Source organism: Kitasatospora cineracea, assembly GCF_003751605.1.
In the GTDB taxonomy this organism is placed as follows: Bacteria; Actinomycetota; Actinomycetes; order Streptomycetales; family Streptomycetaceae; genus Kitasatospora; species Kitasatospora cineracea.
The window spans coordinates 3,750,694-3,764,732 of sequence record NZ_RJVJ01000001.1; the positions used below are offsets into that span (position 1 = coordinate 3,750,694).

Below are 14,039 nucleotides of genomic sequence, written 5' to 3' on the forward strand. Positions count from 1 at the left end.
AGTCGGAACCGGAGTCGGAGCCGGAGTCAGAGTCGAAGGAGTACGTCGTGAAGCCCCCGAAGATCCACGAGCAGGGGCCGGCCACCACGCTGCCGGTCGGCTCCACCGCGGCCGTGCGGGCGTACGGGCGGATGCTGTTGCGGCGTCACCGCAAGGGGCTGGCTGCGGTGGTGGGCCTGCACGGGGCGGCGACGGTGGCGGGGCTGGTCGGGCCAGCGGTGCTCGGGTCGCTGGTGCAGTCGCTGTCGGTGGAGGGCGGGGGCGGGCGGATCGCCGCCGCGATCGGGTGGTACCTGGCCGCGCTGGTGGTGCAGTCGGTGTTCACCGGGCTGTCGCTGCTGCGCGGCAGCGTGCTCGGCGAGGAGGCGCTGGCCGACCTGCGGGAGGACTTCCTGGTCCGCTCGGTGGGGCTGCCGCTCGGCGTGCTGGAGCGGGCCGGCACCGGTGACCTGGTCTCCCGGGGCACCACCGACATCGACCGGCTGGCCCGCTCGGTCCGCGACGCGGTGCCCGAACTGGTGGTCGCCGTGGTCTCGGTGGTGCTGGTGCTCGGCGCGCTGGTGGTCACCTCACCGCTGCTGGCCGCCACCGCCGTGCTCGGCCTGCCGCTGCTGGTCCTCACCTCCCGCTGGTACTTCCGGCGGGCCCCGCAGTCCTACCGCAACGAGTCGGCCGGGTACGCGGCGGTCAACACCGTGCTCGCCGAGACGGTCGACGCCGGGCGGACGGTCGAGGCGCTGCGGCTCGGCGACCGCCGGGTGGAGCTGACGGACCGGAAGATCAGCGAGTGGATCTCCTGGGAGCGGTACACGCTGTGGCTGCGCAGCGTCTGGTTCCCCACCGTGGACGGCACCTACGCGCTGGCCGTGCTCGGCACCCTGGTGCTGGGCGGCCTGTTCGCCCTGCACGGCTGGATCGGTCCGGGCCGGCTGACCACCGGGGTGCTGTACGCCCAGGCGCTGGTGCACCCGGTCTCCCGGATCCTGCGCTGGTACGACGAGCTGCAGATCGGGCAGACCTCGCTGGCCCGGCTGGTCGGCGTCCGCGAGGTCGCCGAGCCGGAGACCGACGCGGCGCTGCGCCCGGACGGCCGCCGGGTCGAGGCCCGGCAGGTCAGCTTCGGCTACCGGGAGGGGGCGGACGTGCTGCGCGACATCACGCTGGACGTCGAGCCGGGCAGCCGAGTGGCGCTGGTCGGGCCGTCGGGGGCGGGCAAGTCGACGCTGGGCCGGCTGTTGGCGGGCATCTACGCGCCGGGCCGGGGCCTGGTCACGCTCGGCGGGGCGCAGCTGTCGCGGATGCCGGCCGAGCGGGTGCGCACCGAGGTCGCACTGGTCAACCAGGAGCACCACGTCTTCGTCGGCACCCTGCGGGACAACCTGCACCTGGCCCGCGAGGAGGCCGACGACACCGAGCTGCGGGCCGCGCTCACCGCGGTCGACGCGCAGGAGTGGGTGGACGCGCTGCCGGACGGGCTGGACACCGAAGTCGGCTCCGGCGGCACCGCGTTGACGCCCGCTCAGGCCCAGCAGCTGGCGCTGGCCCGGCTGGTGCTGGCCGACCCGCACACCCTGGTGCTGGACGAGGCCACCTCGCTGCTCGACCCGCGGGCGGCCCGGCACCTGGAGCGTTCGCTCTCCCGGGTGCTGGCCGGGCGCACCGTGGTGGCGATCGCGCACCGGCTGCACACCGCGCACGACGCCGACGTGATCGCGGTGGTCGAGCAGGGCCGGATCACCGAGTACGGGCCGCACCCGGAGCTGGTGGCCTCCGGCGGGCCGTACGCGGCGCTCTGGCGGTCCTGGCGGGACGAGAGGTAGCGGGGGAGGGGCTGTTGCCGCACCGTCCGGCGGGGATTCCGGCGGACGGTGCGGCGGCGGGCCGGTGCCTGGTGGCCCGGTACAGGTGGACCGGTGCAGGCGGACCGGTGCAGGTGGGCGGGTGTAGCGCGGACGGGTGAACGGGGCGGGTGAATGGGCGGGGGCGGCGGGGTGGCGCGGCGGTCGGTGGGTGGGGGCGGGCGCAGACTGCGGGGGTGACCAAGACATCAGGTGGTTCTCCGTCAGGCACCCAGCGCAACGAGATCGCGGGGATTCCGACCCGGTACATCGGGATCGGCGTCATCGTGGTGCTGGCGGTCTGGTTCCTGTTCGCCAACCTGGACAAGGTGAAGATCCAGTTCTGGGTGTTCACCGTCACCTGCCCGCTGTGGATCGCGCTGCTGGCGACGCTGCTGGCCGGGACGGCGCTGGGCTGGCTGCTGAAGGGGCGGCGCAGCAGGTGACGGCCCCGGGGGAGAGCGCGGGGGCGTCGGCGGCCGGGTCGCCGGGCGGGTCGGCGGGGGAGCCGCTGATCGAACTGCGCGGGGTGAACAAGCACTTCGGTGCGCTGCACGTGCTCCAGGACATCGACCTGACGGTGGGCCGGGGCGAGGTCGTGGTGGTGATCGGCCCGTCCGGGTCGGGCAAGTCCACGCTGTGCCGGGCGATCAACCGGCTGGAGACGGTGGAGAGCGGCAGCATCCTGATCGAGGGGCAGCCGCTGCCCGCGGAGGGCAAGGGGCTGGCGAAGCTGCGCGCCGAGGTGGGGATGGTGTTCCAGTCCTTCAACCTGTTCGCGCACAAGACGGTGCTGCAGAACGTGACGCTGGCCCAGGTCAAGGTCCGCAGGCGGGGGAAGGCCGAGGCGGAGGCCAAGGGGCGGCAGCTGCTGGAGCGGGTCGGGCTGGCGGCGCACGCGGCCAAGTACCCGGCGCAGCTGTCCGGCGGCCAGCAGCAGCGGGTGGCGATCGCCCGGGCGCTGGCGATGGACCCGAAGGCGCTGCTGTTCGACGAGCCCACCTCGGCGCTCGACCCCGAGATGATCAACGAGGTGCTGGAGGTCATGCGTTCGCTGGCCGCCGAGGGCATGACCATGGTGGTGGTCACGCACGAGATGGGCTTCGCCCGGTCGGCCGCCAACCGCGTGGTGTTCATGGCGGACGGGCGGATCGTCGAGGACCGCGTCCCCGAGGAGTTCTTCGCGAACCCGCGCAGCGAACGGGCCCGGGACTTCCTCTCCAAGATCCTGAAGCACTGAGGTGGTTCGGGTGAGGAAGAACGTCGTGCTGTCCGTGCTCGTCCTGCTGGCCGTGCTGGGGGGCCTGTCCGGCTGCGGCAAGGACGGCACCCCGCCGCCGAAGGGCCCGCAGCCCAGCGCGCTGCCCAGCTACCAGGTGCGCAGCAGCGACACCGTCACCGGTTCGCCGACCCTGGACGCGGCGCGCTCGCGCGGCCACCTGGTGGTCGGCGCCAAGGAGGACCAGCCGTACCTGGGGCAGAAGAACCCGGCGACCGGCGAGTACTCCGGCTTCGACATCGAGATCGCCAAGATGGTCGGCGCCGACCTGGGCTTCGCCCCCGAGCAGATCGAGTTCCGCACCATCGCCTCCGCCAACCGCGAGACGGCGCTGCAGAACGGGCAGGTCGACTACTACGTGGGCACCTACACCATCAACGACAACCGCAAGAAGCTGGTCGGCTTCGCCGGGCCGTACTTCATCGCCGGGCAGGCGCTGCTGGTCCGCAAGAACGAGACGAAGATCAACGGCCCGCAGGACCTGGCCGGGCGGAAGGTCTGCTCGGCCGCCGGGTCGACCCCGTACCAGCGGATCCAGCAGGACTACCCGCAGGCGAAGCTGATCGGCTACGACACCTACTCGGCCTGCGTGGACAACCTGATCACCGGTCAGGTCGACGCGGTGACCACCGACAACGCGATCCTGCAGGGCTACGCGGCGAAGGTCCCGGACGAGCTGAAGATCGCCGGGCAGCCGTTCTCCAAGGAGCCGTACGGCATCGGCGTGCCGAAGAACGACACCGTGCTGCGGCTGGCGCTGGACGACGCGCTGCAGCGGCACGAGCAGAACGGCGACTGGAAGAAGGCGTACGAGGCGACGCTCGGCCTGTCCGGGGTGCCCGCGCCCGAGCCGCCGCCGATCGACCGCTACCAGTGAGGCCGTCACCAGTGAGAGCACGACCAGTCGGACCGCTACCAGTGAGCAGGGAGGAGGACAGGTGAACGTCCTGACCGACAACTGGTCCACGTACTGGCACGGGTTCCTCGGCACGCTGTGGCTGACCCTGGTGAGCGCGGCGCTGGCGCTGGGGCTCGGGGTGGTGGTCGCGGGGTTCCGGGTGTCGCCGGTGCGGCCGCTGCGGGCGTTCGGCACCGGGTGGGTGACGGTGCTGCGCAACACGCCACTGACGCTGCTGTTCTTCATCGTGGTGCTGGGGCTGCCCCGGTTCGACATCACGCTGCCGTTCTTCACCTTCGCGGTGCTGGCGCTGGGCTGCTACACCTCGGCGTTCGTCTGCGAGACGCTGCGCTCGGGGGTGAACACGGTGCCGGTCGGGCAGGGCGAGGCGGCCCGCAGCCTGGGTCTGACGTTCACCCAGACGCTGGGCCTGGTGATCCTGCCGCAGGCGTACCGCTCGGTGGTCGCGCCGCTGGGCAGCGTGATGATCGCGCTGGCGAAGAACACCGCGATCGCGGGTTCGTTCAGCGTGGTCGAACTGCTCGGCACCTACCGAACCATCAACGAGCTGGGCTACGGCATCGTCTGGACCTTCGTCTGGATCGCGGTCGGGTACCTGATCCTGACGCTGGCGATCAGCGCCCTGTTCAACCTGCTGGAGCGACGGGTGGCGGTGTCCCGATGACGGAGGTGTTCCGATGACGGTGGAGTCCTCCGCGTTGTACGACGTGCCCGGCCCGAAGGCGCTGGCCCGGCACCGGCTGTACGGGTGGCTGGCGCTGCTGGTGATTGCCGCCGTGATCGGCTGGGTGGTCTACATGCTGTTCCACACCCAGCAGTTCACGTACCAGAAGTGGATGCCCTTCGAGTACAAGGGCGTCCAGGAGCTGCTGCTGCGCGGCCTGGCCAACACCCTGAAGGCGTTCGGCTGGACGGCGCTGTTCGCGCTGCCCTTCGGTGCGCTGTTCGCCGCCGGGCGGCTCTCCGACCACCGGGTGGTGCGCTGGGTGTCCACCGTGGTGGTGGAGTTCTTCCGGGCGATGCCGCTGCTGGTGATGATCTTCTTCATCTTCGTCGCGCTCAAGGCCCCGCCGATGTGGGCGCTGGTCGCCGGGCTGACGCTGTACAACGGCTCGGTGCTGGCCGAGGTGTTCCGGGCCGGCGTGCTCGCGGTGCCCAAGGGGCAGCGGGAGGCGGCGTACGCGCTGGGGCTGCGCAAGACCCAGGTGATGGCGTACGTGCTGGTGCCGCAGGCGAACCGGGCGATGCTGCCGACCATCGTCAGCCAGCTGGTGGTGGCGCTCAAGGACACCTCGCTCGGGTTCCTGATCACCTACGAGGAGTTCCTGCACGCCGGGAAGCTGATCGCCACCAACCTGGACTACGACCTGCCGTTCATCCCGGTGGTGATGGTGGTCGCCCCGGTCTACATCGGCATGTGTCTGCTGCTCTCCTGGTTCGCCAAGTGGCTGGAGCGGCGCGGGCGGCGCAGCCCGAAGGCGAAGGGCGGTGCGCCGGTCGCGGCGGCCGGGCTGACGCCCGACCCGCAGGGGTAGCGGTCGGTGACCGGGTGGGTCGGTTAGGGTCAGGAGGTCCACGATCGGTGCCGACCTTCCCAGGAGTTGCCGGATGTCCGTGCTGCCCAGCCGCCAGGGCCTGTCCGGGGCCGACGTGCTCGACCGGCGGGAGAGCGCCGGCGGCGAGGTGGTGCTGCGGCGGCGCGGCGGGCACTGCGAGGTCATCGTGAACGGCTGCTTCCTGATGGACACCGTCGACGGCCGCTCCGAACGGCTGCTGGTGCGGGCCGCGCTGGACGAACTCGCGGCGGTGGCGCGTCCCAGCGTGCTGATCGGCGGGCTGGGTGTCGGCTTCTCGCTGGCGCACGCCGCCGCCGAGCCGCGCTGGGCGCGGATCGCGGTGGCCGAGCGGGAGGCTGCGATCATCGACTGGCACCGCACCGGCCCGCTGGGAGCGTTCTCCGCCGGGGCGCTGGACGACCCCCGGGTGGAGGTGCTGCACACCGACCTGGTCGAGTACCTCGCGGGGCCGGGGGAGCGCTACGACGCGCTCTGCCTCGACATCGACAACGGGCCGGACTGGACGGTCGGCGCCGAGAACGACCGGCTGTACGGGCCGGCTGGGCTGGCGAGCGCCGCCGCCCGGCTCAACTCCGGTGGGGTGCTGGCGGTGTGGAGCGCGCAGCCGTCCGCCGCCTTCGAACAGGCGCTGCAGGAGGCCGGGTTCACCGGCGTCCGGACCGAGGAGATCGCGGTCGAGCGCGGCGTGCCCGATGTCGTCCACCTGGCACGCCGCGCCTGAACTGCCTTGTCAGTTCAGGCAGTTGGCGAGCGCCGTCATCAACTCGCCGTTGGCGGTGTCGCCGTCGAAGGACCAGACCGTCGCTCCGGCGAGGCCCCGCTCCTTGATCCAGGTGGCCTTCCGGGTGATCTCCGTCGGGTCGTCGTAGGTGTAGAGCACGGTGCCGTTGTAGAGGTACGCGTGGCCGGCCACCGGGTCCCGGTAGAGGGTGTAACCGCCGCCGGCCAGCTTCTCCTTGAGCTTGTGGTAGTCCTCGAAGCCGTTCTCGTAGCTGCCCGGCGCGGGGCCGGTCGCGGTCTGGAACAGGCCGTTGGTGCTGCCGCGCGGCACGCCCGTCCAGCCGCGGCCGTAGAACGGGACGCCGAGGGTCAGCTTGGACTTCGGGGCGCCGCCGTTGACGTACGCGTCGATGGCGAGCTCCGAGCTGAACCGCCGGTCCGGGGTGGACGGGTCGCCCGCGGCGACCTCCAGCGCGGACTGCTGGTTGGTGGTCGTCTCCCGGCGCCGTGGTAGTCGTAGCCCTGGACGGTGGCGAAGTCGAACGCCCCGAACAGGCCCGGGATGTCGATACCCGCGATGATCTTCGCGGGGTCGGCGGGCAGGAAGGCGCTCAGCGTGTAGTGCTTGCCGGTGGTGGCGCCGCGCGCGTCCAGCCGGCGGGGGAACTCCTGGGCCAGCAAGGTGTAGTTGGCCTTGTCGGCCGGGCGGAGCACGTTGCCGAGGTGGCCCTCCGAGTTCGGCCACTCCCAGTCCAGGTCGATGCCGTCGAAGATGCCCGCCGCCGAACCGGCGCCGCCGCGGCCGTCGATCACCGGCAGATCGCCCTTGAGGTACAGGTCGATGCAGGAGGAGACCAGCGCCTTGCGCGAGGCGTCGGTGGCCGCCGCGTCGGAGAACCACTTGCTGTAGGGCCAACCACCCAGCGGGATCTGCACCTTGAGGTTCGGGTACTTGGCCTTGAGCTGCTTGAGCTGCTTGAGCTGGTTGAAGTCGCCGGCCAGCTTCTGGTCCCAGGTGTCGGTCGTCCCGGCCACCGAGGTGCCCGCGTCCCAGCCGCGCCCGAAGTCCGCCCAGGCGTCGCCCGCGCCGTCGCCCGCGTTCGGGTCGGAGTCGTTGCCCGCCGCCTTGTCGGTGAGGAAGCACTGCTTGGTGGACGGGTGGACGTTGGCGAACGCGTAGTTCAGGTGGTCCAGCTTCGCGGCGCTGCCCGAGGTGTCCAGCTTCTTCACGCTGTAGCCGCGGGCGTACACCGACCACTGGGTGAAGTAGCCGATGGTCAGGCCGGTCTGCGGGTTCACCTTGCCGGTGCGCAGGGTCGCCGGGACGGAGGCCGCCGAGCGGTTGGCGGAGGTGTCGAACGCGACCACGGTGAAAGCGTGCCGGCCGTCCGCCAGGCCGCCGATCGTCACCGCCGTGCCGTCGCCCGTCACCGTGGAGACCTTGGCCGCGCCCTCGTACACGTCGTACCCGGCGACCCGCACGTCGTCGGTGGACGCCGTCCAGGACACGGCGGCCCGGCCCGAGCCGGACTGCGTCGCGGTGACGTTCGTCGGGGCGGTCGGGGCCTGGTCGTCGCCGCCGCTGCCGTCGCACGGCTTGCCGTTCAGCTTGCAGTTCCTCAGCTCGGCGAACGGGCCCGAGTAGGCCACGTTGAAGCCGGAGTCGTACGAGGCGCCGGGGGCGACCCGCGGCTGCCAGCCCGGGTTCTTGACGGTGACGTGGGAAGCCGCGGCGGTGTACGCGGCGTTCCACAGCGAGCCGAGGGTGTGGTTCGCCGGGAGGTCGAACTCCAGCGTCCAGCCGTTGATCGCGGCGCTGCCCGCGTTGGTGATGGTGTAGCCGCCGCCGTAACCCGAGCCCCGGTCCTGGTCCTTGTGGAAGACCGCGGTGGGCTCGGCCGCGTGCGCGCTCCGGGCGGGGAGGGAGACCGCCGGCAGCGGGGCGAGCAGGCCGCCGACGGTGAGCAGGGGGAGGCGGTACCGACGTCTGCGCATGAAGGGCTCCTGTCCGGGAGCGGAGCCGCGCGAGGCACGCGCGGGCAGGCTCCACTGCCTGGGGGAGGAGGAGTTTGCGTGTGCAGGTGCGGATCGAGCAGGCCGCGGCCCGGCGGGCCCTGGCAGGCCCGGGCGGGCGGGCGCGGGCGGGCGCGGGCGGGCGCGGGCGGCGGACTCCTTGGCCGTCGGGGAGCCCGGGAGTTCCTGTGTCATTGGAGGGTAGGGATCGGGTAATGGAATGGCAATAGGTCTGGACCATGCGGAAATTACCGCAAGGGGAGGGGAATCGGGGGTTTGAGCGGCCCTTCCTCCGGCGGTGCGCACACCGCGGAAATCGGGTGACGGACCCGGGTGGGAGGGGGGTGGGGTGAGGGTGATGTGTGCGACACGCGTTCCCAATCGCGTGGTGGGTGCGGCATGATCATTGGCATGCTCGAACGTGAGATCGAACTGCTGGCCCAACTCCTCGAGGAGTTCGGCGCCCTGCGGTTCCCCCCGGGCTGGTACGACCGGGAACCCGGTGGCACGAGCCTCGTCACCCTCGCCACCACCCTCACCGGCTGCACCGTCGCCGCCCTCGACGGCCCGCTCGCCGACCGCCACCGCGAACACCTGCGCCAGCGCCGCGCCCTGCTCGCCGACCTGCTGCCGGCCGTCGCCGCCGACACCTACGCCACCAGCTACTTCGTCACGCTGTACCGGATGGCCGTGCTCGCCGAGGAGGTCGACGACCGGCGGGCGGCGGAGGTGCACTGACGGGACGCCGGGGTGCACTGACGGGACGTCGGGGGTGGTGCGGCGGCTGCGGTCGGCGGCCGACTGCCGGGCCGCGGGCGGTCAGGCCGGGCGCAGGACGGTGCGCAGCCGGTCGATGCCCTCGCGCCAGTCGGCGGACAGGTCGGTCTCGTCCCAGAGCTCGGCCAGCTCGGAGTCCGCGCCCAGGACGCGGTCCAGCGCGGCCACCGCCAGCGGGCGAAGCTCCGCCGGGAACGGCGGCAGCGGCTCCTGCGGCCCGTACGCGGTGGTGACCGGCTCGCCACCCGGGCACTGCGCCGCCACCAGCGCCGCGGCGGCCACCGCGTGGAGGGCCACGTCGGAGTCCAGGTCGTCCTCCTCCCCGGCGGCCTCGGCCAGCACGGCCCGGATCAGCTCGGCGCGCTGCTCCGGGGCGGTCTCGTCGAGGCTGCCTCCGAAGTCGGCGGCGGTGTCGTTGTCGAAGTGGCCGGTGTCCCAGGCGCCCATGGTGTCTCCTCCTGCGGTGGTGGTGCGGCGATCTTCGCAACGGCCGCTGACAGTCGGGGTGGAGAGGTTTCGGGGTCGGGAGGTTTCGGGGTGAGGGGCGGGGCGGGGCGGTTCCGGGGCGGGAACGCGAACGGCGAGCCGGGGTCGGCTCGCCGTTCGGTGGGGCGGTTGGGCGGTGCTACGGGGGATCAGCCGAAGGGGCTGGCCGGGGGCGGGGGCGGGGGCGGCGGGGCCTGGGCTGGGCCGGGGCGGGGGCGCTGGGGGCGGCCGCGCCGAACGGGTTGAAGTCCGGCGGCGGGACCTTCACCAGACGGCCCTTGGTCGGGTCGGCCTCCTCGGGCTCCTCGGCCTGGCCCGCGGCGGGCGCGGCCGGGGCTGCGGCGGCGAAGGGGTTGAAGTCCGCCGGGGGAACCTTGACCAGGCGGCCCTTGGTCGGGTCCGCCTCCTCCGGTTCGGCGGCCGGGGCCGGGACGATCGGCGGGGCGCTCGGACGAGGGGGGATGTTCGCGGCCGGGGCAGGGGCCGGGGCTGCGGTCGGGGTGGTCACGGTGCCGAACGGGTCGGACGGCTCGGAGGAGAGCGTCGTCCCGAACGGGTCGGCGGCGGCCGGACGCGGGGCCGGGGCCGGGGCCGGAGCTGCCGGGGCGGGGACCGGGGCGGCGGGCGCGGCTGGGGCTGCCGGGGCGGGTGCTGCGGCGGCGAAGGGGTTGAAGTCCGCGGGCGGGACCTTGACCAGGCGACCCTTGGTCGGGTCGGCCTCCTCGGGCTCCTCGGCCTGGCCCGCGGAGGGCGCGGCCGGGGCTGCGGCGGCGAAGGGGTTGAAGTCCGCCGGGGGGACCTTGACCAGGCGGCCCTTGGTGGGGTCGGCCTCTTCGGGTTCCTGGGGCGGTTCGGGCGCGGCCGGGGCGGGTGCTGCCGGGGCGCCGAAGGGGTCGCTGCCTGCGAAGGGGTCGGCGGCAGCGGCTGGTGCGGTGGGTGCGGCCGGGGCTGCGGTGGCGGGTGCGGGGGTGAGGGATGCGAAGGGGTTGAAGTCCGCGGGCGGGACCTTGACCAGGCGGCCCTTGGTGGGGTCGGCCTCTTCGGGCTCCTCGGCCGGGGCCGGGGCTGCCAGGGCGGGTGCTGCGGCGCCGAAGGGGTCGCTGCCCGCGAACGGGTCGGCGGCAGCGGCCGGTGCAGCGGGTGCGGCCGGGGCCGGCGCCGGGGCTGCGGCGGCGAAGGGGTTGAAGTCGGCCGGGGGGACCTTGACCAGGCGTCCCTTGGGCTCCTCGTCCTCGTCGATCGGCGAGGACGGCGCCGGGGCGGCGAACGCGTCCGTGGAGGCCAGCACCGGGGAGGCGGTGCTCTGCGCGGGCAGGTCGCCCGGGGCCGGGGTGCCGAACGGGTTGAAGTCGGAGGGCGGCACCCGCACCGCCGTGCCCGGCGTGCTCTCGGGCTGCTCGGGCGCGGCGACCGGCACCGGCACCTGCACCGGCGGAGCGGGGGACGCGGTCGGGGCGGGGGCCTGGGCCTGGGCGGGCACCGGCGTGGGCGCGGGTGCGGCCGGGGGCGCGGCGGCCGGCTGGGCGGGGAGGGCCCGTCCGACCGGTACCGGGGTCGGGGCCACCGACACGCCGTCCCAGGCGAGTTGCACGGTGCAGAGCAGGTCGGCGAACACCTCGGTGTACACGTCCCAGTCCTCGGGGTCCGAGGTGGTCAGCTGGACGGTCAGCACGGTGGCCCCGTCCGGCATCGGCAGGAACGCCTCGACCACGGTGCTCACCACCCGGCCGCTCGGGTCCTCGTCCCGCAGTTCCTTCAGTGCGGGCACGGCCCGGGTCTCCACCAGCAGCGCCGCCGGGCCGGACGGCAGCAGCACCGTCCACACCTCGGCGTACGGGCGCTCGGTGGACAGGTCCACCGCCAACTCCTGGATCGGCTGGGAGCACTGGACGGTCGACACCACCAGCGACACCCGGGAGCGCCGGCCGTTCACCAGCAGCGCGCCGACACCCGCGTACGCGACGTCCGCCGCCGCGAAGTGCTCGGCGAGCATCGCCGCGACCACCGCGAAGTCGTTGCGCTCGGCCGGGGTGCCGCCCGAGAACACCTCCTCGGCGGTCTCCGCCAGGTGCGCGGACAGCGCGTTGCCCGAGCCGCGGACCGTCAGGGTGTGGAACGCGGGCGGCACCACCAGCCGGGCCTCCACGCCGGAGCCGGTCGACAGTTCGTCGGGCGCGACGGTCGTCCGGGGCTCCGCGAGCGCCGCGAGGGCCGGGGTGAACCCGGCCACGGTCTCGTCGTCCAGCCCGACCGGATCGACGGACAGCCGCAGCGCGGCGGCCGACGGCACGTCGGTCAGGCCGAGCGCGGACGCCCCGAAGCGCTGGGCCAGCACCGGGACGGCCTCGCGGCCGGCGGCGGCGTTCGGACGGCGGACGCTGGACACCTCGACGACGGTGCCGAGCTTCGGCACGGCGAGCAGGCCGGGGCCGATCTGGCTGATCCGCAGGCCGAACAGGGCCTTGGCGGCGGGGTGTTCGGAGTGCCGGAACGCGGTGAGGGCGTCGGCCTGGTAATGGGTGGCACGGCTGCCGAGAAGTGCGGCGCACGCCGCGTCCAGCGTGGCCGTGATCCGGTCTGCGGCGGCGAAGCCGTCCTGCGTCATTCGCCGAGCCCCCTCGTTCTCGGGTGTGGACAGTTCAGCCAATTCTTATCAGACCGGGACCGTGCGGGTCGGTGGGTTGGCCGGGGGTGAACGGGGCTCAGGGAGCGGGCGGGGCGGCCAGCCGGAACAGGGCCTCGGTGAGGGCCGGAGCGGTGAAGGTCGCGGCGAGATCGCGGACCAGCAGGGCGGTCGGGCCGTCGGGGCGTTCCTCGGCGAAGAACTCGCCGAGCAGGGAGGCCAGTTCGGGGTCACGGGTGGCGGTGAGGGCGAGCGCGGCGACCAGCTCCTGAACCAGCTGGAGCTGCAGCGTCTCGACCGGGACGGGCTTGTCGGACAGCCAGTCCAGCGAGCTGATCTCGGCGTTGGCGATCCAGGCCCGGACGGTGCGGCGCAAGGTCGGGCTGGGCGCCGGGACGCCGAGGTGCAGCAGGATCTGCTCCTGGGCGGCCCGCCGGACCTGGTCGATGACGGCGTCCGCGTCCGGGCTGGCCGCCACCGAACCACCGCGCAGCAGCGCGGTGAAACCGGCCGCGTGGGACTGCACGAAGTCGAGGTAGCGGCCCATCACCCGGTACAGGCGCTCGGAGAGCGGGCCCTCGCCCGGCTCCTCGAACCGCCCGGCGAGCTCGCGCCCGGCCCGGCGCAGCGCCTCCTCGTACAGGGCCTGCTTGCCCGGGAAGTAGTGGTACACCAGCGGACGGGAGGCGCCGGCGGCCGCGGCGATGTCGTCGATCGAGACGTCCTCGGGCGCGCGGTCCGAGAACAGCTGCAGCGCCACCGCGATGAGCTGCTCGCGGCGCTCGTCGACGCTCAGCCGCCGCCGGGGCGCACGGGCGGCAGGACGCTGTTCCTCCGCGAGGGGGGCCGCGGACGGCGTACGGGAAGCCATGCGGCCCACCCTAGTTCTTCGGACGTGGCGGGGGCGACGAGGAGGAACGGGGGAGGAGAAGGGGCGCGAGGAGAAGCGGGGGACGGGGGAGGGACGTGGCGGGGGCGACGAGGAGGAATGGGGGGCGGTGAGGAGGGGGGGCGGTGGAGGGAGGGGCGTGGCGGGGGCGGTGAGGAGGAGCGGGGGGCGGTGAGGAGGAGCGGGGGGCGGTGAGGAGGGGTGGCGGTGGAGGGAGGGGCGTGGCGGGGGCGGTGAGGAGGAGCGGGGGGTGGGAGAGGGGCAGGGAAGAGAAGGGGAGAAGCGTGGGACGGGCGGGGCGGGTCAGGGGGTGGGGCGCTGGGACAGGTAGCGGCGGTAGGCTTCGCGGCCGTCGGGGACGAAGTCCCAGGTGGTGAGGCGTTCGGCGAGTTCGTCCTCGGTGAGCCAGGCGTGCCAGGCGACTTCGGACTCCTGGGGGTGCACCGGGCCGTCCCACTCGGCCTCGTGGACGTCGGACCACCAGCTGTAGCGGTCGCCGTCGGTGTAGAGGAAGCGGAAGAGCGGGCGGGTGCGGATGCCGGTGACGCCGAGTTCCTCCTCGGCCTCCCGGACGGCGGCCTCGGGGTAGCTCTCGCCGGTGCCGACCACGCCGCCGACGAAGCAGTCGTACGCGCCGGGGGCGAACGCCTTGGTGTCGGTGCGGCGGTGGGTGAAGATCCGGCCGTGCGGGTCGCGGACCAGGACGAAGACGCAGCGGTGGATCAGGCCGTCGCGGTAGACCTCGGAGCGCGGGGCGGTGCGCAGGACGCGGTCCTGTTCGTCGACCACGTCGAGGATCTCGTCGGGGTTGGTGGCGGGGGCGTTCGCGGGGGAGTCGGCGGGGTTGTCCATGTCCGCCATTGTGACGTGCCCCGGCGATCCGCAGCGGTGTCACCCGAAAGAGTTGGTATACGTAGG

12 protein-coding genes and 1 pseudogene are annotated in these 14,039 nt (G+C 73.4%); 8 read left to right on the plus strand and 5 right to left on the minus strand.

The features are described 5' to 3' along the window. Positions 1-47: 47 nt before the first annotated feature. The 7 genes from EDD39_RS17070 (at position 48) to EDD39_RS17100 (ending at position 6,334) form a co-directional block, all read left to right on the plus strand. Positions 48-1,820 carry an ABC transporter ATP-binding protein gene (locus EDD39_RS17070; protein ID WP_123557016.1) on the plus strand — a complete coding sequence of 591 codons (1,773 nt, stop codon included), beginning with the start codon at positions 48-50 and terminating at the stop codon, positions 1,818-1,820. A gap of 215 nt (positions 1,821-2,035) precedes the next feature. Beyond that, positions 2,036-2,284, plus strand: a complete 249-nt coding sequence (locus EDD39_RS17075; protein ID WP_014134887.1) for a LapA family protein — start codon at positions 2,036-2,038, stop codon at positions 2,282-2,284. 65 nt (positions 2,285-2,349) lie between these two features. Then, the gene (locus EDD39_RS17080; RefSeq protein WP_030464132.1) at positions 2,350-3,078 is read left to right on the plus strand and encodes an amino acid ABC transporter ATP-binding protein; all 729 of its coding nucleotides are present in this window, start codon (positions 2,350-2,352) and stop codon (positions 3,076-3,078) included. Between the two features lie 10 nt (positions 3,079-3,088). Continuing rightward, positions 3,089-3,994 (plus strand): glutamate ABC transporter substrate-binding protein, encoded by a 906-nt coding sequence (locus EDD39_RS17085; protein ID WP_208765516.1) that lies wholly within the window; start codon positions 3,089-3,091, stop codon positions 3,992-3,994. Positions 3,995-4,055: 61 nt separating this feature from the next. After that, positions 4,056-4,700, plus strand: a complete 645-nt coding sequence (locus EDD39_RS17090) for an amino acid ABC transporter permease (protein ID WP_123557020.1) — start codon at positions 4,056-4,058, stop codon at positions 4,698-4,700. A 13-nt stretch (positions 4,701-4,713) separates the two neighbouring features. Beyond that, positions 4,714-5,571 (plus strand): amino acid ABC transporter permease, encoded by an 858-nt coding sequence (locus tag EDD39_RS17095; RefSeq protein ID WP_123557023.1) that lies wholly within the window; start codon positions 4,714-4,716, stop codon positions 5,569-5,571. Positions 5,572-5,644: 73 nt separating this feature from the next. After that, entirely contained in the window at positions 5,645-6,334 is a 690-nt protein-coding gene (locus tag EDD39_RS17100) for a spermidine synthase family protein (protein ID WP_123557025.1), read from the plus strand. Positions 6,335-6,343: 9 nt separating this feature from the next. Here EDD39_RS17100 and EDD39_RS17105 read toward each other — a convergent pair. Further along, positions 6,344-8,541 (minus strand): annotated as a pseudogene (locus EDD39_RS17105) (glycosyl hydrolase family 18 protein). 216 nt (positions 8,542-8,757) lie between these two features. Here EDD39_RS17105 and EDD39_RS17110 point away from each other — a divergent pair. Continuing rightward, the gene (locus tag EDD39_RS17110; RefSeq protein ID WP_123557027.1) at positions 8,758-9,084 is read left to right on the plus strand and encodes a hypothetical protein; all 327 of its coding nucleotides are present in this window, start codon (positions 8,758-8,760) and stop codon (positions 9,082-9,084) included. 81 nt (positions 9,085-9,165) lie between these two features. Here the strand turns inward: EDD39_RS17110 and EDD39_RS17115 are convergent, their stop codons facing one another. From EDD39_RS17115 to EDD39_RS17130, 4 genes are all read right to left on the minus strand, one after another. Continuing rightward, positions 9,166-9,570, minus strand: coding sequence for a DUF4259 domain-containing protein (locus tag EDD39_RS17115; RefSeq protein WP_123557029.1), 405 nt, complete (start codon positions 9,568-9,570; stop codon positions 9,166-9,168). 178 nt (positions 9,571-9,748) lie between these two features. Further along, on the minus strand, positions 9,749-12,214 hold the full coding sequence (locus EDD39_RS42085; protein ID WP_123557031.1) for a hypothetical protein: 2,466 nt from the start codon (positions 12,212-12,214) through the stop codon (positions 9,749-9,751). A gap of 97 nt (positions 12,215-12,311) precedes the next feature. Continuing rightward, the gene (locus tag EDD39_RS17125; protein ID WP_123557033.1) at positions 12,312-13,103 is read right to left on the minus strand and encodes a TetR/AcrR family transcriptional regulator; all 792 of its coding nucleotides are present in this window, start codon (positions 13,101-13,103) and stop codon (positions 12,312-12,314) included. Positions 13,104-13,424: 321 nt separating this feature from the next. Then, positions 13,425-13,982 carry an NUDIX hydrolase gene (locus EDD39_RS17130; RefSeq protein WP_123557036.1) on the minus strand — a complete coding sequence of 186 codons (558 nt, stop codon included), beginning with the start codon at positions 13,980-13,982 and terminating at the stop codon, positions 13,425-13,427. Positions 13,983-14,039: the final 57 nt, after the last annotated feature.